Below are 20,205 nucleotides of genomic sequence, written 5' to 3'. Positions count from 1 at the left end.
ACTCTCAGATGAGCATGCGGATCTGGTTCTTCGCTTCGACCGGGTGCGACGCGAAAGGAGGCGGGTCGCCCTTAGGCGGGCGGCGTTGGAGTCCTCTGTCGCTTTGTCCACGGCTATTACAAAGTTCGTTCTGGCGCAGGAAGAGCTAACTGACGAACTGCAGACTCTTCTCAGTGTCGTACTCGCCCGCCAGGCAACTGCTCGCGGGCGACTTGCAGGGCGGGCGCATCCTGAACGGTGGCTCGACCTTGTCGTGGCGCATGCGGTCAAGCAAGTCAGGGCGGAAGTGCTCACGTGACACGTGTTGGCGTCCCCAATGCAAGGGTCCTACCGGTGCCAGATGGCGACTATAGCGAGGTTGCTGCCGAGTTGATCAGGAGCGCCTACAGGAGGTGCCTGTGCAGTCTGTTCATCGTCGATATTAGTCCCGTCAACGATCACGACCTTCGGGTGAGCACACTTCTTGATCACCTGGCGCGGGGGACGTGGTATGGGGCGGACGTTCGGCTCCTAATTGGCGGTTCCCACTCGAATATCGCAATCGCCGAAGCATCCTATGCGGCTCTAGGAGTTGCCAAGACGCTTGGTATCGCAACTCGTTGGCTATCAGCCCAGCCGAGGCGCGGAAGTCACATCAAGCTCGTGGTCGTTGATGACCGACTGCTTCTTGGATCGCATAATTGGTCTGGCGGAGCTCTCGGTGGACAACAACGACAGGATAGTCTTCTGATAATGAGTGCAGACCTTGCGGAGTACTACTCCGCTCTGTTTGATGAGCAGTGGAATCGAGCGGGTCGTGATGTTCTATCTTGACCCCCGCGACCTCGTCACGGATGCACTCGTTGAGCGGTGTCAGGGTGCACTGGGTTCCGAGGTGGTACTCGAGCGCACTCAACTGCTCGACGTACTCAGTGAGATTCTCGGTCGTATGGATAGCTTTCCTATGTTCGATCGCGAACCCGACAGTGTCGAAAGATCGGCGCTCGCGGAACGTCTGCTTACAGACGCCATCGTGAGAGTGCTCAAAATGAGTGGATACACTCACATCGAATTGGGGTACCTCCTAGATTCGGTATCTGTTGAACCCTTGGAGCGACGGATTCGTTCGGTGCGAGCTGTGCCGATCAACTTCGCCTCAGCTGAGGACCTCGACATGCTGCCTGGGGTCGGCAGCGCACTAGCCGAACTGATGCTTAATGAACGGCGCCGGCATGGTCCCTTCCTATCGGCTCAGGACTTGATCGACCGAGTCGATGGAATTGGATTGGACACCGGCCACCGCCTCGCTCACGCCTTGAGCTTCCGGTTCCCCGAATCTGATTTGCGCGAACTACCAGGGGAGCGCGATCTGGGTCAGGCGATTGCACTGTTGGTATCGCCGATACCGGGAGAAGATATTGTCTTGCGGCTAAAGGCTGCGCTGGATCAGTTGGCGACTGCTCTGGCGGCAGAGTCGCCCGTCGAACTCCCCGAAGTTCCCCATGCTGTTGTGTCTGATATAAATCGGGATGAGTTCCCGTCAACTGCGATCGAATCTCTTGCGGGCCCTGCCTATTTTAACCGCGTCTCGGAACTCCTTGATGGCGCCGCCCAGAGCATTGACGTGTGCATGTTCCATATCGCATTTCCATCGCCCGATCATCCAACGCGAAAGCTCCTTGATGGGCTGATCAACGCCCACGGTCGAGGTGTGACTGTCCGCGTCCTAATCGATCGAGATCGTCCGAATGATCCATATCAGTCTACGGTCGTCAACTCCCCGACACTAGCCTTCTTGAACCAGAACACCGAATTGTGCAGGTTCGACGATGAATCTGTGTTGCTGCATTCCAAGTACCTGATCATCGACGAAGAGTTGGTTGTCTTGGGCAGCCATAACTGGTCGGCTGGGTCTTTTTTCAATTTCGATGACCTCAGCGTGGTTGTCCATTCGGCAGACTACGCGGGATACATGACCACACGTTTTAGTGCTCAGTGGGCTGATCAGGGCTGAAGCGTTCTCGGTTGGTGGGACGCACAAGGGCCTGAGACGGCCGGGTGGCTGAGGGCACCCCCGGGCTGCAGATGACAAACGCGACCCCTCATGATCGTTGGGTGTCTACGCCAGTCGATCAAGAACAGGGGCAGCGTTCGCGTGCCATCATCCCCGATCGACGTGCTCGCCCGCCACCTGGAGCACGTCACCGTCGCCGACCTGCTGACCGATCCGCTCGATCTGCCAACCCTGGCCGAAGTCCTGGACGCCGTCCCCGACCCGCGCAGCCGCCGGGGGCGCCGCTACCGGCTCGGCCCGCTGCTGGCGTTATCCCTGCTCGCCGTACTCGGCGGAGCAACCTCTCTCACGAAGATCACCCGATTAATCGCCGGATACGACCCAGACCTGCGAGCCCTAGCCGGCCTACCCGGCACGCTACGGCTGGCCGCCAGCACCCTGGGCCGGCTGCTCGCCCGGCTTGGACGGCGACGCCTTCGACACCGCGACCTGCACCTATCTGGCCGCGCTCGCTGACTGCGCCCCACCCGCCATCACAGACTGCCGGCCCTCAGCCCGGACCGAGCTCGCCGGCGTGGCCGTGGACGGCAAGACCCTGCGCGGCAGCCGCACCAGTGAAGGCGTGACTCACCTGCTGGCCGCCGCCCGCCACGACACCCAGATCGTCGTGGCGCAGCGGCAGGTCGAGGCCAAGAGCAATGAGATCCCCGCGTTCACGCCCCTGCTGTCCGGGATGAATCTGTCGAGCGTGGTAGTCACCGCCGACGCCCTGCACACTCAGCACCCCCACGCCCGGCAAATCGTCGAGGCGAAAGGTCACTACCTGTTCATCGTCAAGGGCAACCAGCCCACGCTCCTAAGCCGGCTCAAGGCCCTGCCCCGGCGCCAGACGATCCTCAACGACCGCACCGACGAGCAAGGGCACGGCCGCCGCGAGATCCGCCGCATGAAAATCTGCACCGTCCGCCCCGGGCTGCCCTTCCCGCACGCCGCCCAGGCGATCCAGGTCAAACGCCGCCGCACCGACCACCGCACCGGCAAGACCACCATCGTCACCATCTACGCCGTCACCAGCCTCCCACCCGGCCGGATCACCCACGCCCAGCTCGCCTCGCTGATCCGCGGTCACTGGAGCATCGAAGCCCTGCACCACGTCCGCGACGTCACCTAGCGCGAGGACGCCTCCCGCGTCCGGACCGGCGCCGCACCCCGGATCATGGCCGGTCTCCGCAACCTGGCCATCGGCCTGGCCCTGATCGGCTGGACCAACATTGCCGCCACCACCGATCACTACCGCAGCCACCCCGCCGACGGCCTTCAGCTACTCGGTTTCACAACATGAGAACGCTTCGGCCCTGGTTCCGGGAGACCCCACTAAAGGCCAACAACCCTTCGTTGACGAGTCAGCCACGTAGCCCCACCACAGCGAAGACCCGATTCCACGAGTTGGAATCGGGTCTTCCGGTCTATCCGCCCACCACCATAATGATCACGTGATCGATCACTACCGCAGTCTTTTCACCCGGTACGGGTGGCTGGAGGACAGCCTCTGCTGGACCGTAGTGCAGCCTCTAGTTGAAGAGATCACGGTGGACGATCTCCTGTGGCGACTGAACGGGGGCCGTGACCCCGAGCAGCGCACCATGGCGTATCCCACGGAGGAGGCCCTTTACGAGGACCGCCCCGTACTCTTCGTCTTCAAAGGTGAAGGCACTTGTGCTTTCCTCGAGTACACCTACGGCTACGCCACGCCCGACCACATCCTCACGGAGCTCAGCAAGGAGTCGCGCGTGTGGATGACGACCTGGCATTTCAACGGGGGATACCCGATCCTCTGCGCGGCCGACGGCAAGATCAGGGCGCGGATGCGTGACTTCATCTTCGCCGACTTCACCCTCGAGGAAGGCGATCCCACCATCCTGGCCGACTTCCGCACCATGCTCCACAGTCTCGACCGAGAGGACTACAGCGGCAAGCGCAGCGCGGCGTTCGCCTTCATCGAAGCGACCACCAGCATGAGCCTTGAAGGTGAGTGGCTGGATGTGGAGGATGCACCCGTCATCATCCTCGACAACCCAAATGCCTGAATCAGCCGCCAGCCACCTCGTCAAGGCCATCGCCGTCCTACAGAACCACCGTGTCGCTCAGACCACCCGAGGATGCAATGGGCTCAGTGCGCCGCAGCTATCGCGAACCTGCCGACCGAAGATGCGCCACCGCAATAGGACAAAGGAGACGCCACAAGCTCCCTGGAACGGTCCGTCCATCGGAGCTCACGTCGGTGCCCGTGAAAGCTTCGCCCGCTGTCGTCCAGGTCGACGACGAGGTCACGGTCGTCGTCACCGCGATCGATCGAGAGCGACGCAGACTGTCCCTCTTTCGGCGAAAGGCCACACCCAACCGCCGGTGACTCCTCTGTGTCGTCGGGACACGGTTCTTCTGCTCGAGCGTTCCGCGACGCCAATCGCCCGCGCCCTGAAGGCGAGGCTTCTGCACCCAACACGGCGAACCTATGCGGTCACAGCACTAGACGTATGGCAAGATGCTGTTGTGTTGCAGTGGGAATCACTCTCGGATCTCGATGTCGAAGTCTTGGTTCGCGATCTTTTCGCTGCAGAGTGGAAAACTCATGTGGAGTCCTTCCGTCGAGGCCCGGACGGAGGCATTGACCTCAGAGTCCTGGGACCTACTGATCCGCCGCTCTCGCTCACGCAACATCAGGAAATCCTGGCGCAGGTAAAACACTATCCTGATGCAAATCTCTCCCGCTTGCGCACCGCATTCAAGGCAGAGGCCAGGCGAAGCATAGTCAAGCGTAGCGGAATAAAGTATATTGCCGTCACTACGGCGAAGATGTCTGTGGATGCCAAGAGCAAAATCGCGGCATTATTCAACCCGCCGCTGGATTTAGCGAATATCTATGGCCGTGAAGATCTTGAGGCTCTTCTCGTGCGCCACGAAAAGGTGAAGCTCGAGCATCTTCGACTTTGGCTAACCGATACAACCACGCTACGCGCTGTTCTACATGGACGGGAACACAAGTTTCGCGAATATCTCATGCAACAAATAGAAAGGCAGGCCCCCCTGTTGGTGCCAACTCGGCACTTCGAACAGGCTAGAACAATCTTACAACACGAGGGGTGCGTCATAGTTGCCGGACCTCCCGGTGTAGGCAAGACAAGTACTGCCTTGCTGCTGGCCGCACTTATGATTAAAGAAGGCCGCCAACTTATTGTCGCAAATGATAGTTTGGACGATGCAGAGAGGCTGATGGATCGCAGTCTCCCACAAGCCCTTTTCTATGATGACTTCCTAGGGTCTTCGCTGCACACTGCCTTCTTTTCAGGAAAGAACGAAGACAAGCGCCTGGCGAGATTGGTAGAGGAGGCCGGGGAGGGTGGGGATCTGCGTATTATTTTAACTACACGAGAATACGTACTTGCAGCTGCCCGACAAGTACACCCGCGCCTATCTGAACGTCGCATCGATCTGACCAGGCTCATTATTGATGCCAGCGAATTGGATATGCATGAGAGAGCCGAAATTCTCTATCGTCACATCTATTTCTCAGATTGGAAATCGGTGCTTGATGCGGGGTCTCCTGATAGATGGATTAAGATCTTACGGCATCCGCTATACAACCCACGACTCATATCGCTATACACTAAAGCGTATCGGCCGATGCCGGGGGCGCCAAGCGAGTTGCGCGATGAGTTCGTGAAAGGATTAACTCGCGCCTTTGAAGATCCAACGGAGCTATGGCGTAATGTCTATGACGATCACCTATCCGCGTGGCAGCGCAATCTCCTTCTAACCGTGATCACAATTCCTTACTATGCCAATGTTGATGACTTAATTGAGATTACGAGTAGTTGGAGTCAATCGGTAGGGCTCGCTCAGAAGACGACTTCCGAATGGAAGCGAGAGTTGCGCGTCCTCGACGGCGACTTCTTAAGTATGTACACTCGAGATTCGGACACGATGGCTCAAGTGTCCAACGCGTCTATCGCGACGTACATATTTTATCGTCTTAGTCGGGACTTGCCTTCGATTCTAGCGATACTGCGTAGCGCCGTGATTTTTGAACAAGTGCAGAATGTATGGAGCATCGTCGGGGCATCTTTTGACGAGCAGCTTCGAGAGGCTTGGCTTGATGACGAAGCTCGAGAGGTGGTCGGGAGCGCACCTCCCAGGGTTTACAGTACGCGCGAGCGTGACCTTCTACGTGACGCCTTTAGGGATGCCATGTTGGAGACGCTTGCGGTTGGCTACTATTCCTATCATCCGTCACTTGGGACCCGGGCTCGCCGGTGGGAACTGATATCTTCCTCTAATATCGCTCGCCGGCTTCCGATCATTCTTCATATATGCAGCAGCCTCAAAATATGGGATGATCAACTTACGTATGCAGCCATGCACGAATTTGTATCCAGTTTGAGGCACCTCTCTGGTTCTTCAGATGATGTGCTAGAGGCTATCCAAGAAATTCGCGAGGACTATCCCGATCTCCCGCTTGTTGCAGAAATGGACGCAGCTGCCGAGCGATTCTTCTTTGAGCAATTGAGTGATGGCAGCAGTTTCTCTTATGCGGTACGATTCCTACATCTCATAGGAGCCTCTGATCGAGTTGCTGGATTGGCGCAGCAGTTGCGTGATGCTATTCGTGCTTACGCGTTCGACCGCAGGTTGCTTGACTATGCCGTCCGTTGGGACGAAGAGTTGGAATATGGGGCATTTGCTGAAGCCGCAGAACTGATCGGGGCGGATGTACAAGTTGAGCTAGCAGCGCTGAAAGCAGCATTGACTGACGCTTATAGGCGGAGCACGCGAAAGAGTGCTCGTGATGAAGGGCTAGCGTCGCCGCGAGTCCATGAAAAGCAGGGCCCGACCCGCACTGATCAAGGTGATACATCGCTGCCTGCAGCTCGTCTTGCTGCACGCACCTATTTCGGTAAGAAGAGGGCCGGCCCGTGACGACCGATCCTTTTATTTCTGGTGGTCCCTGACGAAAACGGGCTTCACTGATATGACTTATGCAGTCCCGACCCCAAGGAGAAGGCGAAGAACGGGTTATGCAACATGGTTGACGAACAGCCGCACAGGTGCGCTTGATCGTGCTGAGCCGTACGAAAAACTAGTAGTACGGGTAGCCCGGTTAATCAAAATGGAGGTAGATGTGACCCACTACTTGCAAGTCGTCTCCACTGCGAGCAGCCAGGAAGAGGCTGTACGGCTTGCTCGGGGCATCACGGAAGCTCGGCTTGCTGCCTGTGTGCAGATCGTGGGCCCTATTCGATCAATATATTGGTGGGATGGGAAGATTCAAGACGCAGAGGAGTGGCAACTTGTAGTAAAGACAACCTCTGATGCCCTATCTGCGCTTGAATCATATATAAGGGCGAACCACAGCTATGAGGTTCCCGAGATCATCGCAACTTCCATCATCGGCGGGAGTGCCGAATACTTGGCGTGGGTGAGCGCCGAAACTACGCCAGACCGCTCTTAGCCTTGGCCAGGTCCTCGAGGAACACTCGGACTGCTTGTTGGTGTTGCCAGCGGCGTAGCCCCTGCGCCAGCACGTCAAAGCGTGGCAGCCAAATGGCCGACTCGATGTCGCGCGATGCGGCCAATCCTTCTCTCGCTAGCCGTGCCGCCTCGGTCACTGAGCCGCGTACGAGATGCGCGGAGGCCAGATCTCCGAGAATGATGGCCGTGCGCTTCTTGTCCAGTTCCGGAAGTCGAGCGATCATCTGCCGTGCCGCCTCTTCGGCCTCCTCCAATTTACCGATTTTGGAGTACGTGGAGATGCGGAAGGAGTCCAGGCGGTTTTCGTCGAGGAACCGCGTCCAGACGCGATCGTCTGCGGTGTCGGCGATATGGAAGGCGTCTTCGGCTTGATGCCAGGACCGGAGAGCTGTGGTTGTGTCTCCGAGCGCGCCGCTCTCCTCAGCGTGCCGTGCGGCCAGCCACGCCACGGTGGCGGGCGAGATGGAGTCTGACACCAGCTCTAGAGCGTTGCCCAACAGCGCACGGGCGCGCCCGTGGTTGCCCTTCCCGCTCGGGATGTAGCTGCGGTACCCGTACGCACAGGCCACGATCGCAGGATCCCCGGCTTCCTTCGCTGCGCGTTCGGCGGTGTCGTAGAAGTTTCGGGCCGTGGCGGTGCTGCCCATGTCGCTGGCGATCCACCCGGCAAGCACGCAGCTTTCTCCTGCGGTAGTGATGAGCCGGTTGCGCAATCCCTTCTTGGAGTGCTCGGCTGAGCCGCGTAGGAGTGTGCTCACCTCTTTGATGTGAACGGAAAGACCTCTGAAGATGACGTTGCCGGGAAGCATCTCCTCCAGACGATGGAATCCCGCAGTGCGCGCTTCCATCTCGCGGACAGTGGCCTCGCTGAGCACCATTGAATCACCGAGAGCATAATCCAGCTGCTCCCACACTTCGCTCTGTGCGGCCATCGCCGTGGCGCTGACTTTCGCGGCCATGCCGAGCATTTCGCGGCGTTTCACGTCGTCGCCCCTCTTCCCAATTGCTTCCGCGAGCAATTGCAGGTCAAACGTGTCGGTCGGCAGCTGCAGGCCGTTGCCGGTCGTGTGATTGGCCGTGCCTTGCATGCCGCCTGGTGCGGTCAAGCCCATGGCCTGACGCAACCGGGCGGGCATGGACAGGCCATCAGCAACCTTCTCAAAGGTAGCTAAATCCTCTGCCTGTCGCCTGCCGCGCTTGTACTCGCTCAGCCGGCCCTGCGCGATCCCCGTGAGTCCTGCGATCTGTCCCTGGGTGATGCCGTACTTGCTCAGAATGCGAACCATCATCCCGACGTCGCGCCGTTGACATGCCTCATACATGTCCTGACGTGCGAAGACGCCCTCTAGGGTTTCGCGAAGATCACGCTGGTCCAAGGCCATAGTGCGTGTTTTCCGTTTCGTCCAGCCCGCCCGGAGGGGGAATCTCGGCGTGCCTGTCAATCCCATCGTGATATATCACGCGCGCATTCTCCAAGGGTTCTGTCAGCCGGATTGTTGACTCTGCCACCGTGACGCAGTCACGAGCGGGGCTAGGGGAACGGCCGCGCGGCTCTTCATTTCGTCACGACCGAATTGGAGGCATGCGCATGCTGATCACGCCGAACCGCAAGCCAAGCACTCCCGCTGATGCTGCTGAGCGGCTGCGTCGCGAGCTAGAAGATTTCGATGTCGCTGCCGACGTACACGCTGACAGCAAGATCGCATTGGTGTCGGTCTGGGCGGATCTGGTCGTCTGGTGCGATACCACCTCCTACCGCTGGTGGTCGGGCCGGACATCGCCACGGGGGCGGGTCATGGCGTTCTGTCCGGCCGACGATCCGACCACCGCGGCGCGCCGCGTCGCCCGGCGGCTGATGGAGCTTCAGGACCGTCCTCCGATGACCAGCACCGACATGTCATAGGGAACTCACCATGGGGATTGCCGCCGACTATCTCGGCAGGTTTCACAGCATCCATCTACCGTCGCCGCAGCGCGGTGGTCAGCCGTGGAGGATCACATGGAATGCTCCACTGCACGCTGACCGCGTCAGAGTGCGGGCATGGACCTGTGACTGCCGTGCCGTCTTCTACGAGCTGTGTCACGCCTCCGGCCAGGGGTTCATCCGCAAGACCGTGCAAGGCGAGCACGGCCGAAGCGAGGTGTCTGAGAGTGACCGGGTACGCGTCAAAGACGCCCAAGCGCTCTGGGAAGCGCTGATCTCTGGCCACGCCCGCTAGAGCCGATGCGGCGGCACGGGTGCGCACTCCGGAAATAGCCGGGTCTGCGCCATCCTGATCCGGCTGCCGCCGCGTCTTCCAACACCCCCGGCAAGGTTCGGCAGCGCCTTTTCTGGCGCTCGTTCCCACGAACCTCGCCGGGGGCCTTTTGCGTGTTTCCCCAGGTAGAAGCCTGGATTATTACACGACGATATTTCACCTCAGGATGCGTTGATCACACCGCAATATCGCATCGCGAAATGGGTTGCTCTCTCGTCTGAATCTACCTTCACGGTGTCCGGAAAAGGTTCGCCACCGATCGAAGGGAGCGATGCGAAATGGCCCTCACCTCACTCATCGCACTTGCGGGGCTGATAGCGGCGCAGATTCTCAACAGCGCCCGTCACCCCCACGTGCTCGTGAGCGTGCGTGCCCTCGCAGAGCTCTTGGACCTCGGAACCGAAGCATTGCCTGGCGTCGCAGCGATCTCGCTGCTGGTGCTCGGGCTCCACCTGCTGGCGGACCTCCTCGAAAGCGGCGCAGAACCTACCTCACTGCGCCAGACCACCGACACGGAAGGAAGGTGATCGCAGATGCGTATCCCGGTGTCCGACAGGTTCTCAGGTACATGCGTCTGTGGCGCGATGATCGAGCGCGGAAGCCGCTCGTGCCGCAAGTGCGTGGCACGAGTGCGGTGGAAGCGGCGCAGGGTTCTCTTCGCTCTGGAGGGGACTCGCTCATGTTCGTAGCTGTCGCCATCGCCGCCGCCACGCTCCTGGTGCTGACGGTCGCGACCATCCTCATCGCTTCCCTCGTGATGAAGCACGAGGACACCCGCCTCCAGTACGGCAAGCCGCCGACGACGCTTGCCCGGCTCACCCGCCGACTCATGGGGCTGTACGTCAACACTCCGGGCCGTGGCCCAGGACGCACCCCTGCGCCGTCAGACCGTGGCTCCCACACATCTCGTTGAAAGGAGGTGAGGCATCCGTGACCGTGACGATCCCCTTGGTGCTGCTCATGGGCACCGCGTTGTTCATCGCGTGGCGCTACCTGGGGATGCGGGCGTGGCACGCGGTGATCGCCGTGCTGTTCGGCTTCCTGCTGGCCGCCACCACGTTCGCTCCCGAGATCAGGAGCGCGATCCGGTCCGCTCTGACCTGGATCACCAGCCACTGACCTTGTCCGACGACCGAAGGAGGGATGCCTAGTGCCCTACCGCCACCCCTATCCACCATCCGATCTCCAGGAGGCTCACCACCGACACCAGACCGCTTCACACCTACTAAGGATCTTCGCCCGGACCACTCCAGGACTCGATGATCTTTGGTCGCTGCTGTTGACGGCGCTCGCCGACATCCCCACCCTCGCTACCGAGATCACCGCCCTCCGCGCCGCACTGGCTGCCACACGCGCTCAGCGCGCGAACCTGGTCGCTGCCGCACGCGCCACACTGGCCGCGCATCATGAGGGCGAGCCTGACCCGCTGTATTACCTGCGTGATGAGCTGACCGCCCAGCTCGCCACCGACCAGCGAGCGGGTGAGGCGCAATGAGCCGTCACCGCGTTTCCCGCCATGAGATGCGCCGCAAGGCACGGCGTATGCGCCGCCTGGGCGTCCAGCCCATCGCCGACGTAACCGACGTCGAGTTCGCTGAACTCATCACAGCAGGCATCGCCCGCTTCCTGTGGCGCTACCGCTCCGAAGCCACACCGATCACGATCGCACTCCTGTCCCTCCTTGCGGGAACGGTCCTCCATCGCTGGTATCCCGCCTGGTGGCCCGCCGTGGCCCTCATGACCGCCACCACGGCGGGCACGCTGGCCATCGCGGGGCGGTGGGTCGATCTGACACGCGCCATTGAACGCGGCTATGCCGCCATCGCCGCAACTCTCCTCGGTGGGTGGCTGACCGCCGCCACCGTCATGGGGCCGCTCTCCAGTCCGCTGCCTGCCGTCCTGACCCTGGGATGCCTGGTGCTGGCGATCCCCTGGTGGGCGCACCGTCGCCGGCGCGCTCGCGTCCGCGTCGAGCGCACGCTTGCGGCGTGGCCTGAGATCTCTCAGGCCATCGGCCTGGCCGGATCACGCGTCCAATCGGCGATCGTGGACCTGTGGGGCTATCGCACCCGCATCGCGCTCGCCCGAGGCCAGACGGTCGAAGACGCGATAGCCAGAATCCCAGGAATCGAGTCCGCCCTGGGCACCCGCCGTGGTGCCGTCCGCATCCAACCCGTTCCCGAGAAGGCCAACCGCCTGGAACTACGGGTGATCGAAACCGATCCGCACGCCGATGCCATCTCATGGCCGGGACCGTCCGTCTCCACCATTCACGACCCAATGGAGCTGGGCGTCTTCGAAGACGGAAGCCCCGTGCGGGTGTCCTTCAAACGCCGTCACGCCCTGGTCGGTGGGGTAGCGGGCGCCGGTAAGAGCGGGGCCGTCAACGTCCTCATGGGCAACCTGTCCGCCTGCCCTGACGTGATCGTCTGGGGCATCGACCTCAAACGCGGCATGGAACTGCTGCCCTGGGAATCCTGCCTAGATCGCGTTGCCGTCACGCCCAAGGAAGCAACCGCGCTGCTCAGGGACGCGGTAAGAGTGCTGGACGGGCGCGCCGAAATGCTCGCTATGCAGGGGCTACGCGTGTGGGAGCCCGCCCATGACGCACCTGTGCTGATCATCCTGATCGACGAATACGCCGAACTGGTCGACGACGCACCCGACGCCATCCACTACGCCGACTCGATCGCCCGCCGTGGCCGCGCCGTGGCCGAGACCCTCATCGCCGCGACACAACGCCCATCCCAGAAGGCGATGGGCAACAGCGCCGTTCGCTCCCAGATGGACATCCGCATCAGCTTCCGGGTACGGGAACGCAGAGACGCCGACCTGATCCTCGGTGCGGGGATGCACAAGAGCGGATGGCACGCCGACAAGCTGGACGCACCCGGCAAGTTCCTTCTCAGCGCGCCAGAGTTCGACATCCCCCGCCGTGCTCGCACATACCTCCTCGCCGATGACACGGTCCAGCGGACAGCGATCCAGCACGCCGACCGCCGTCCTGCCCTGGATGCGATCTCACTCGCCGCCCTCCACGCGCCCCCGCACGAGCGCGAAGACGCCGTAGAGAGCTCACAACAATCCAGGGGCAGACATGCCCGCCAAGCCGCGTCACAGGCGACAGAGGACGCGTTGAGCGCAGCTCTCCGGAATGCGCCGCGCGAGGGAGCCAGCGTCGGCGTTCTCATGGAGGCTGCCGACATGAGCCGTCCCACCCTGTACCGCCGGTTGGCTCTGCTCGAAGAGCAAGGCATGGCCGTGCAGGTCTCTCGTGGCCGCTGGAGAGCCACGGCTACCGACGCCGACAGCCCGGCGTTTGGTGACGAAGGGTAATCGTCTCAATGTCTCATTGTCTCGCTGTCTCACGCGCGCCTGCACATAGGCGGGAGACAGACCGATGAGACGAGACATTGAGACGACTACGGACTGTAGCGCCAGGGGATCCGTACGCCGATCGAAAGGCGGGCGGACACCCCTGGCAGAAGGGAGCCGCATCGGCGGATCGACACGGGAGGAGGGATGCGCATGCAGGCGTACACCGTCGAACAGGTAGCCGAGATGCTCAGCATCGGCCGTGACAAGGTCTACTTCCTGCTCCGCACTGGACAGCTCAAGAGCATCAAGATCGGCAAGCTTCGCCGGATCACCGATCAGCACCTCGCCGACTTCGTCTCTTCGCTGGAAGCCATCGACCAGGCGTAGAACAGCGTGCTACGTTGCTATACAGGTCCGGGTGTGCGGCGCTAGTCGTACACCCGGGCACGCGCCTCTTGATAACTCCAGGCACAGAAAGGAAGCCGCCTATGTCGGGCGACCGTACAACGCTGCCACCCGTTCGGGTGGACGCGGAGCTGAAGGAACGTCTCCGCAGGTACGCCGCCTCACAGGAGCGTGATGTGTCGTGGGTGATCAGGAAGGCGGTGGAGGAGTACCTGGACCGTCACGAGCAGGAGGAGTGATTCCTTGGCGAAGATCCTGATCGGCACGTACGAAGCGACCATCTACCCCGAGGGAAACGGCTACACCGGTGCGATCTCTCTCGGCTTCGGTCCGGACGGCAAGCGCCAGCGACTCAAGCGCAAGGGCCGAACCAAAGCAGAGGTGAAAACCAAGCTGATCGAAGCCGCCAAAGAGCTGGAAGCCGGTGTCAAGAGCTCCGACACCTACACCGTCCGCGAAGCCGTCGAGGACTGGTTGGCCAAAGGGCTCAAGGGATGCTCGGAGGGCACGATCAGCAAGCTGACCATTCTTGGTCGCAAGCATGTCTTCCCGCTGATCGGCAAGGAGAAGCTCAAGCGGCTCAGCGCCGATCAGGTGGACGCATGGCTGGACGGTCTGGCCGGCCACCTGTCCACCAGAACCTTAGGAGACGTCCACGCGATCCTGAAGCGAGCCACCCGGCAGGCCCAAGCTCGCGACCTGGTGATGAGGAACGTCGCCGAACTCGTCCAGACGCCCAAAGGGAAGGAGGGAAGGCCCAGTAAGGCTCTGACGCAGGAACAGGCCACCGCAGTCCTGGAAGCGGCGGAGACGTCGCCCCTACACGCCTACGTGGTGCTCAGCCTGACCACGGGCATCCGCACCGAGGAAGCTCGTGCGCTGCGATGGGATCACATAGTCGCTTGGGACGAGGCCGCCCAAGGATGGCGACCCGTCACCGAGGCAGGGTTCAAGCACGAACGGTTCGCCATCTATGTATGGCGGGCCGAACGGGTTGGCGGAGACACCAAGACCCGGAAGTCTCGACGCACCTTGGAGATCCCGAAGCTCGCCACCGAGGCGCTCCGGCAGCACCACAAGCGCCAGGCAGCCGTTCGCCTCAAGGCGGGCGACGCCTGGCAGGAGCACGGTCTCGTCTTCTGCACCGGCGCCGGAACGCCGCTGGACGCTGCCAACGTGCGGCGATCGTTCCGCGCGGTCACACGGCAAGCAAAGGTAGGTGAAGACTGGACCCCTCGTGAACTACGTCATTCGTTCGTCTCGATCATGAGCGCGAACGACGTGCCTCTGGAAACCATTGCGGATCTTGTGGGGCACGCAGGGACCCGAGTCACGGAAGCTGTGTACCGCAAGCAGCTCAAGCCCGTGATCACCAAGGGTGCCGAGACCATGAACGCCGTGTTCGGCGAGCGCAAGAGCGAGAGCAAGAGCAAGAGAAGGAAGCGGGAGTCCGCGTGAGGTGGCTCCCCGTTTGGCTCCCCATCGACCTTCAGACAGCGAAAAGGGGTCCCGAATCAACTCCGGAACCCCTTGCCACCTGCTACTTTTCCTGTGGGCGATACTGGGATCGAACCAGTGACCTCTTCGGTGTGAACGAAGCGCTCTCCCCCTGAGCTAATCGCCCGCCCTGTCCGGCTCCTTGCGGCGCCGACGGGGAAAACCATACCGCACTTCCGGCTCACTCGCGAAGCGAAGCCCCGTGACGTCCGACGACACTCCACGACGCCCTCCGCGGCGACGTGGAGGGCGGCGCTGGGCGGGTTTCGGGGCAATGGGGCCGGTTGCCCGTCAGCATGGTGGCTCGTTGGCATACCATCGAGCTGTTCCGGAAGGCCCTGATCGCCCGAAAGGTCGCGGCGGGGCGCGCCGGGACGACGCCAGCACCGCGCAAAACCCTCGCAAACATCGCCCAGTTGATGATGTTTAGCCAGGTAGATGCCCAAATGTCCAGCTGTGAGTTGCGTTACAGAAGGGCCTGGAGGCGGAATCTTTCCTACAGGTTTCTTCGTTCCGCGTCATAGCTCAGGACGAAGTCCGTCAGAGCAGTGAAAGCCCCGAAGAGGGGACCGTACGACGAAAAGGTTTGGCTGACGATGAACAGCACCACCGTCTCCGCCGAGCTTGGCCTTCGGCTTGTGGTCCCCGACCGTACCACCGTCCCCCTGCTCGCCGGACTGAGCTACACAGCCGACGACCCATACGCCATACGCATGGCCTTCCACGTAGGGAACGACGAACCGGTCGAGTGGATCTTCGCCCGAGAACTGCTGACTGTTGGCATCGTGAGGCGTGTCGGCGACGGCGACGTGCAGGTTTGGCCCGCACGCGCCGACGGCGAGCGCACGCTTCACATCAGCCTGACGTCACCGTTCGGACAGGCGCTCTTCGAAGTCCCGCTGGCTCCTCTCACCGAGTTCCTGCACCGCACGTACGATCTCGTGCCCGCAGGACGGGAGACCGATTTCATGGATCTGGACGCCGAACTGACCAACATGCTCTGGCCGTCCTGACCCCCTCCGCCCTCTGAAAGCCTGGAGAGCCCACACCCCCAAGGCGCTCCACGATGCCCATGCCGCCCCCGGCATGGGCATCGTGATCTACGGGGTCAGGATCTCCTTCATGCGGGCGATCTCGATGCCCTGGCCCGCGTAGACGTCGTTGGCCATCAGGCGCATCCTCTGGTCCTGGCCACCCTTCAGCTCCTCGCTCGCCATCCGCCTGGCGCCCTCGTGATGTCTGATCATCAGCTGCAGGAAGAGCCGGTCGAAGGCGGGGCCGCGCGCCGCGCGCAGCCTGTTCATCTCCTCCAGCGAGGCCATGCCGTAGCCGTCGGCGCCGTGCGAGTCATGGCCGGGCGCCTCTCTGCCGAGGCCGCTCAGCCAGTCGGACATCAGCGTGATCTCCGGCTGCTGGGTGAGCGTGATCTGCCGCGCCACGTCGCGCACGCCCTTGGTGGTGGTGCGCGAGCCGACCAGCCCCGCCATCTCCAGCGCCTGCCGGTGGTGGGGGATCATGCCCTCGGCGAAGCGGACGTCCGCCGCCACGGCCGTCCAGTCCCTGGCCGGTAGGCTCTCCCCTGGCCTGGCCGTACGGCCCGCCTCTCCCGGCGCGCCTGGAACGATCACCGGCGGACCCGAGCCCACGGGTGAGGGTCCGGCGGGCGGAGCCGAGCATCCCGCGAGCGTCACGATAACCGTGACGACAACTGCGCCCGCTTGGACCTTGGCTGACATAGCTTCCATACTGGGCCATAATTCCGAAGGGGGCGCATGTGATCTTTTCCAGGCTGGGTGGCGTGGCGGCGTTGGCGCTGGCGTTGTCGGCGTGCGCGTCGTCTCCACCGCCCTCGCAGTCCCCGCAGGCGGCCGCCTCCTCGCCCCCGGCGTCCTCGGCCTCCCCGTCGGCCACCGCCGCGCCCGGTGACGTGATGACCAGCGACAACGTCAAGCTGGTCGCGAACATGCCGCGTGAGGCGCCGCTCGACGGCGACTCGAACCTGAACTCCGACCTGGCCTTCCAGGGCGACTACGCGTTCGTGGGCAACTTCGGCGGTTTCACCGTCTACGACATCAGCGACCCGGCCAAGCCGAAGACGGTCAGCACGGTCGCCTGCGAGTCGCAGCAGAACGACGTCTCGGTCTACGGCAACCTGCTGTTCCTGTCCGTGGACGAGCCGCGCTCGGACGAGACCTGCCAGTCCAAGCCGCTCGGCATGGAGACCGGCGAGGGCGTCAGGCCGTGGGAGGGCATCCGTGTCTTCGACATCAGCGACAAGAGCGCGCCGAAGTACGTGAGCTCGGTGGCGACCGAATGCGGCTCGCACACGCACACGATGGTGCCGGGCAAGAACTCCGACACCCTCTACATCTACGTCTCCTCGCCCGGCTCGGCGGGCCCCGACTCCGACTCTCCGACCTGCCGCTCGCCGCACGAGCTGATCCAGATCGTCGAGGTGCCGGTGAAGGACCCGAAGCAGGCCAAGGTGGTCGCCTCGCCCAACATCTTCCCCGAGGGGCAGGGCGAAGAGTCGTTCGCGGCCGGCTGCCACGACATCACCGCCTACCCGGAGAAGAACCTGGCCGCGGCCGCCTGCTTCGGTGACGGGGTGCTGCTCGACATCTCCGACCCCGTGCAGCCGAAGGTGCTCCAGCAGATCAAGGACAGGGAGAACTTCCAGATCTGGCACTCGGCGACGTTCAACAACGACGCCACGAAGGTGGTCTTCGGCGACGAGCTCGGCGGCGGCGGGATGCCGACCTGCGACGCCAAGACCCCCGTGACGAAGGGCGCCAACGCCGTCTACGACATCGTGGACGGCAAGCTGGAGCGGCGCGGGTACTTCAAGATGCCCCGCGAGCAGACGCCCGCGGAGAACTGCGTCGCGCACAACGGCTCGCTGATCCCGGTCAAGGGCAAGGACATCATGGTCCAGGCGTGGTACCAGGGCGGGGTGTCGATCTGGGACTTCACCGACTCCGACGCGCCGAAGGAGATCGGCTTCTTCGAGCGCGGTCCTGAGCCGCAGGACGGGGTGATCGCCGGCTCGTGGTCGGCGTACTACTACAACGGCTACATCTACTCCAGCGACATGCTGCGCGGCCTGGACGTCATCGAGATCACCGACCCGCTGACCGACCCGGCCAAGTCGGTGCGGATGGCCGACTTCAACGTGCAGACCCAGAAGGCCTACTGACCGCAGGGGCGGTGGTGACCGCGGCCTCCGGGCCGCGGGAGGCCCCGCCCGTACGGCAGGCCCCCCTGAGCTCCCCCGTGGTCACCACACCCGCCTGCCCGCTCGACGCCACTCGGGCGCGCGGGCGGGCCTCCGTCACATCGCCCGTGGGAGCCCGCCGGCGCCCGACCCCCTACGGGATCTCTAGCGCGGGTCGAAGTCGGCGGCAGCGCGGGCCGCGAAGATCTCCTGGGCCTTGGCCGTGACGGGGCCGGGAGCGGACGGCAGCACGGTGCCGTCGACCAGGCGGATCGGCTGGACGTCCCTGGTCGTGGAGGTGAGGAAGGCCTCGTCGGCCTCGTAGAGCGCCGAGATCGGCACGTCGACCTCCTCGCCGCCGCACCACTCCAGCGTCAGCGCGCGCGTGACGCCCGCCAGGCAGCCCGACTCCAGGGTCGGGGTGATCAGCCTGCCGCCCTGCACCAGGAAGATGTTCGACCCCGTGCCCTCGCAGAGGTTGCCTGCCAGGTTCTCGAAGATGGCCTCGCCGCCGCCGCGGGCCTTGGCGAAGGCCAGCGCCTTGGCGTTGTCGCCGTACGACGTCGACTTGACCCCCGCCAGCGCGCCGCGCTCGTTGCGCGGCCACGGGACCACGGTGACGTCCGCGGTGAGCGGGAAGGCGGCCTGCTCGCCGACGATGACGATCGCGGTGGTGCCCTGGTCGCCGCGGTCGGAGCCGAGCGGGCCCGGTCCGCTGGTGTAGGTGATGCGGATGCGGCCGAGCGGCCAGGCGGGCGCCTCGGCCAGGCAGCGGCGCACGCCGTCGGCGATGGCGTCGACGTCGGGCTCGGGCAGGTCCATGCGCTGGGCCGACAGCTTGAGCCTGTCGAGGTGCCTGGTGAGCGCGAACGACTCGCCGCCGACGCACTTGACGGTCTCGAACACGCCGTCGCCGACCATCAGCCCGTGGTCGAACACCGAGACGGTGGCCTGCGCCGGATCCAGCAGCTCCCCGTTGACCCAGACGGGAACGTTCATCGATTTCCTCCTGAGGATGCCAAAGTGATGAGCCGCGACGCCTTCAGCTCGGTCTCGCGCCACTCGCGGCGAGGGTCGCTGCCCCAGGTGATGCCCGCTCCTGTGCCGAAGCGGATCTCCCCCGCGGTGATCCAGAAGGTGCGGATCCCGACGGCCAGCGCCGCCGTGCGCCGGTCGGCGTCGACCCAGCCCACGGCCCCACAGTACGGCCCGCGCGGCTCGGGTTCGAGCTCATTGATGATGCGCAGGGCCGAAGATTTCGGTGCGCCGGTGACCGAGCCCGGGGGGAAGGTGGCGGCGAACAGCTCGGGCCATCCCATCCCCTCGGCCAGCCTGGCCCTGACGGTCGAGACCAGGTGCACCGAGCCAGGGTAGTCCTCCACGTGGTAGAGCGCGGGGACGGTGACCGAGCCGACCTCGGCGACCCTGCCCAGGTCGTTGCGGACCAGGTCGACGATCATGACGTTCTCGGCGTAGTCCTTGTCGAGCAGGTCGTCGGCGGTGACGCCGGTGCCCTTGATCGGCCTGGACTCCACCACGTCGCCGTCGCGTGACAGGTAGAGCTCGGGCGAGGCCGACACCACGCTCGTGCCCGGCACGTCGATCACGGCGGCGTAGGCGGCGGGGTTGCCGTGCCTGAGCCGGTGCGCCAGGGCCAGCGGGTCGGCCGAGGCCGGCAGCGGTGCGGACAGCACGCGGCAGAGGTTGGCCTGGTAGACCTCGCCCTGCTCGATGTAGTCGCGGATGCGCTGCACGCCTCGTTCGTAGGCGGCCTGGTCGAGCGAGCTGTGCCATGCGCCGGGCCCGGTCCACGGCCCCGCCTGGGGCAGCGGCGCGGGCCGTACGTCGTCGAAGCGAGCGCACGTCACCTTGCCCTCGTAGTCGACCACGACGGCCCACCAGCCCGCGCTGTCGAGCGCGGCCAGATCGGTGGTGAGATCACGGAGCCTGGTGGCCAGGAGCCCACCGACATGGGCGAAACTGTCGTGCACGCC

The 20,205-nt window shown here is 63.3% G+C and carries 24 protein-coding genes and 1 tRNA gene; 20 read left to right on the top strand and 5 right to left on the bottom strand.

Going from position 1 to position 20,205, the window contains the following annotated elements; translation table 11 throughout:
• Positions 1 to 237 precede the first annotated feature (237 nt).
• The 9 genes from ABFX55_RS49820 to cutA all read left to right on the top strand — a co-directional run bounded on the left by ABFX55_RS49820 (position 238) and on the right by cutA (position 7,499).
• Positions 238 to 813 carry a phospholipase D-like domain-containing protein gene (locus ABFX55_RS49820; RefSeq protein WP_428834764.1) on the top strand — a complete coding sequence of 192 codons (576 nt, stop codon included), beginning with the start codon at positions 238 to 240 and terminating at the stop codon, positions 811 to 813.
• Positions 773 to 1,993 (top strand): phospholipase D-like domain-containing protein, encoded by a 1,221-nt coding sequence (locus ABFX55_RS15975; RefSeq protein ID WP_346121749.1) that lies wholly within the window; start codon positions 773 to 775, stop codon positions 1,991 to 1,993. Before ABFX55_RS49820 ends, ABFX55_RS15975 begins: the two co-directional genes overlap by 41 nt.
• Before the next feature lie 141 nt (positions 1,994 to 2,134).
• The gene (locus tag ABFX55_RS15970) at positions 2,135 to 2,509 is read left to right on the top strand and encodes a transposase family protein (RefSeq protein ID WP_346121747.1); all 375 of its coding nucleotides are present in this window, start codon (positions 2,135 to 2,137) and stop codon (positions 2,507 to 2,509) included.
• Positions 2,454 to 3,164, top strand: a complete 711-nt coding sequence (locus tag ABFX55_RS15965) for an ISAs1 family transposase (RefSeq protein WP_346121746.1) — start codon at positions 2,454 to 2,456, stop codon at positions 3,162 to 3,164. The genes ABFX55_RS15970 and ABFX55_RS15965 overlap by 56 nt, the downstream gene beginning before the upstream one ends.
• A 45-nt stretch (positions 3,165 to 3,209) precedes the next feature.
• Positions 3,210 to 3,335: a hypothetical protein gene (locus ABFX55_RS15960; RefSeq protein ID WP_346121744.1), complete on the top strand. Its 126-nt coding sequence runs from the start codon at positions 3,210 to 3,212 to the stop codon at positions 3,333 to 3,335.
• Between the two features lie 151 nt (positions 3,336 to 3,486).
• Positions 3,487 to 4,080 carry a hypothetical protein gene (locus tag ABFX55_RS15955; RefSeq protein WP_346121742.1) on the top strand — a complete coding sequence of 198 codons (594 nt, stop codon included), beginning with the start codon at positions 3,487 to 3,489 and terminating at the stop codon, positions 4,078 to 4,080.
• 77 nt (positions 4,081 to 4,157) lie between these two features.
• Positions 4,158 to 4,403 (top strand): S1 RNA-binding domain-containing protein, encoded by a 246-nt coding sequence (locus ABFX55_RS49815; protein ID WP_379479225.1) that lies wholly within the window; start codon positions 4,158 to 4,160, stop codon positions 4,401 to 4,403.
• Between the two features lie 140 nt (positions 4,404 to 4,543).
• Positions 4,544 to 6,967 (top strand): nSTAND3 domain-containing NTPase, encoded by a 2,424-nt coding sequence (locus tag ABFX55_RS15950; protein ID WP_346121740.1) that lies wholly within the window; start codon positions 4,544 to 4,546, stop codon positions 6,965 to 6,967.
• 202 nt (positions 6,968 to 7,169) lie between these two features.
• Positions 7,170 to 7,499 carry a divalent-cation tolerance protein CutA gene (gene cutA, locus ABFX55_RS15945; RefSeq protein WP_346121738.1) on the top strand — a complete coding sequence of 110 codons (330 nt, stop codon included), beginning with the start codon at positions 7,170 to 7,172 and terminating at the stop codon, positions 7,497 to 7,499.
• Here cutA and ABFX55_RS15940 read toward each other — a convergent pair.
• Positions 7,480 to 8,901: a helix-turn-helix domain-containing protein gene (locus ABFX55_RS15940; protein WP_346121736.1), complete on the bottom strand. Its 1,422-nt coding sequence runs from the start codon at positions 8,899 to 8,901 to the stop codon at positions 7,480 to 7,482. The two genes, cutA and ABFX55_RS15940, sit on opposite strands and share 20 nt — an antisense overlap.
• Positions 8,902 to 9,101: 200 nt before the next feature.
• Here ABFX55_RS15940 and ABFX55_RS15935 point away from each other — a divergent pair, with 200 nt between their 5' ends.
• From ABFX55_RS15935 to ABFX55_RS15895, 9 genes are all read left to right on the top strand, one after another.
• Positions 9,102 to 9,422: a hypothetical protein gene (locus ABFX55_RS15935; RefSeq protein WP_346121734.1), complete on the top strand. Its 321-nt coding sequence runs from the start codon at positions 9,102 to 9,104 to the stop codon at positions 9,420 to 9,422.
• Positions 9,423 to 10,055: 633 nt separating this feature from the next.
• A complete protein-coding gene (locus tag ABFX55_RS15930; protein WP_346121732.1) occupies positions 10,056 to 10,304 on the top strand; it encodes a hypothetical protein in 249 nt (82 codons plus the stop codon).
• A 152-nt stretch (positions 10,305 to 10,456) separates the two neighbouring features.
• The gene (locus ABFX55_RS15925) at positions 10,457 to 10,690 is read left to right on the top strand and encodes a hypothetical protein (protein WP_346121730.1); all 234 of its coding nucleotides are present in this window, start codon (positions 10,457 to 10,459) and stop codon (positions 10,688 to 10,690) included.
• 17 nt (positions 10,691 to 10,707) lie between these two features.
• Positions 10,708 to 10,896 (top strand): hypothetical protein, encoded by a 189-nt coding sequence (locus ABFX55_RS15920; protein ID WP_346121728.1) that lies wholly within the window; start codon positions 10,708 to 10,710, stop codon positions 10,894 to 10,896.
• Positions 10,897 to 11,056: 160 nt separating this feature from the next.
• Complete coding sequence (locus ABFX55_RS15915; RefSeq protein ID WP_346121726.1) at positions 11,057 to 11,272, top strand: hypothetical protein; 216 nt, start codon at positions 11,057 to 11,059, stop codon at positions 11,270 to 11,272.
• A complete protein-coding gene (locus ABFX55_RS15910; protein WP_346121724.1) occupies positions 11,269 to 13,113 on the top strand; it encodes a helix-turn-helix domain-containing protein in 1,845 nt (614 codons plus the stop codon). Before ABFX55_RS15915 ends, ABFX55_RS15910 begins: the two co-directional genes overlap by 4 nt.
• Before the next feature lie 192 nt (positions 13,114 to 13,305).
• Positions 13,306 to 13,482, top strand: coding sequence for a helix-turn-helix domain-containing protein (locus ABFX55_RS15905; RefSeq protein ID WP_346121722.1), 177 nt, complete (start codon positions 13,306 to 13,308; stop codon positions 13,480 to 13,482).
• Positions 13,483 to 13,583: 101 nt separating this feature from the next.
• On the top strand, positions 13,584 to 13,739 hold the full coding sequence (locus ABFX55_RS15900) for a CopG family ribbon-helix-helix protein (protein WP_346121720.1): 156 nt from the start codon (positions 13,584 to 13,586) through the stop codon (positions 13,737 to 13,739).
• Between the two features lie 4 nt (positions 13,740 to 13,743).
• Positions 13,744 to 14,958 (top strand): site-specific integrase, encoded by a 1,215-nt coding sequence (locus ABFX55_RS15895; protein ID WP_346121718.1) that lies wholly within the window; start codon positions 13,744 to 13,746, stop codon positions 14,956 to 14,958.
• Positions 14,959 to 15,052: 94 nt separating this feature from the next.
• On the opposite strand, the gene ABFX55_RS15890 is transcribed toward ABFX55_RS15895, so the two are convergent.
• Positions 15,053 to 15,124: transfer RNA gene (locus ABFX55_RS15890), tRNA-Val, on the bottom strand.
• A 469-nt stretch (positions 15,125 to 15,593) separates the two neighbouring features.
• On the opposite strand from ABFX55_RS15890, the gene ABFX55_RS15885 reads away from it, so the two are divergent.
• Positions 15,594 to 16,010, top strand: coding sequence for an SsgA family sporulation/cell division regulator (locus ABFX55_RS15885; protein WP_183659751.1), 417 nt, complete (start codon positions 15,594 to 15,596; stop codon positions 16,008 to 16,010).
• An 87-nt stretch (positions 16,011 to 16,097) separates the two neighbouring features.
• Here the strand turns inward: ABFX55_RS15885 and ABFX55_RS15880 are convergent, their stop codons facing one another.
• Positions 16,098 to 16,625 (bottom strand): DUF305 domain-containing protein, encoded by a 528-nt coding sequence (locus ABFX55_RS15880; RefSeq protein ID WP_346121716.1) that lies wholly within the window; start codon positions 16,623 to 16,625, stop codon positions 16,098 to 16,100.
• Between the two features lie 146 nt (positions 16,626 to 16,771).
• Here ABFX55_RS15880 and ABFX55_RS15875 point away from each other — a divergent pair, with 146 nt between their 5' ends.
• Entirely contained in the window at positions 16,772 to 18,193 is a 1,422-nt protein-coding gene (locus ABFX55_RS15875) for an LVIVD repeat-containing protein (protein WP_346121714.1), read from the top strand.
• Between the two features lie 183 nt (positions 18,194 to 18,376).
• Here the strand turns inward: ABFX55_RS15875 and ABFX55_RS15870 are convergent, their stop codons facing one another.
• Both ABFX55_RS15870 and ABFX55_RS15865 read right to left on the bottom strand, forming a co-directional pair.
• On the bottom strand, positions 18,377 to 19,210 hold the full coding sequence (locus tag ABFX55_RS15870; protein WP_346121712.1) for an aminotransferase class IV: 834 nt from the start codon (positions 19,208 to 19,210) through the stop codon (positions 18,377 to 18,379).
• Positions 19,207 to 20,202: a chorismate-binding protein gene (locus tag ABFX55_RS15865; RefSeq protein ID WP_346121710.1), complete on the bottom strand. Its 996-nt coding sequence runs from the start codon at positions 20,200 to 20,202 to the stop codon at positions 19,207 to 19,209. Before ABFX55_RS15865 ends, ABFX55_RS15870 begins: the two co-directional genes overlap by 4 nt.
• Between the last annotated feature and the right edge of the window lie 3 nt (positions 20,203 to 20,205).

It is taken from the genome of Nonomuraea roseola (genome assembly GCF_039535395.1).
Lineage (GTDB): Bacteria > Actinomycetota > Actinomycetes > Streptosporangiales > Streptosporangiaceae > Nonomuraea > Nonomuraea roseola.
This window is presented reverse-complemented; position numbering and strand designations above follow the sequence as displayed.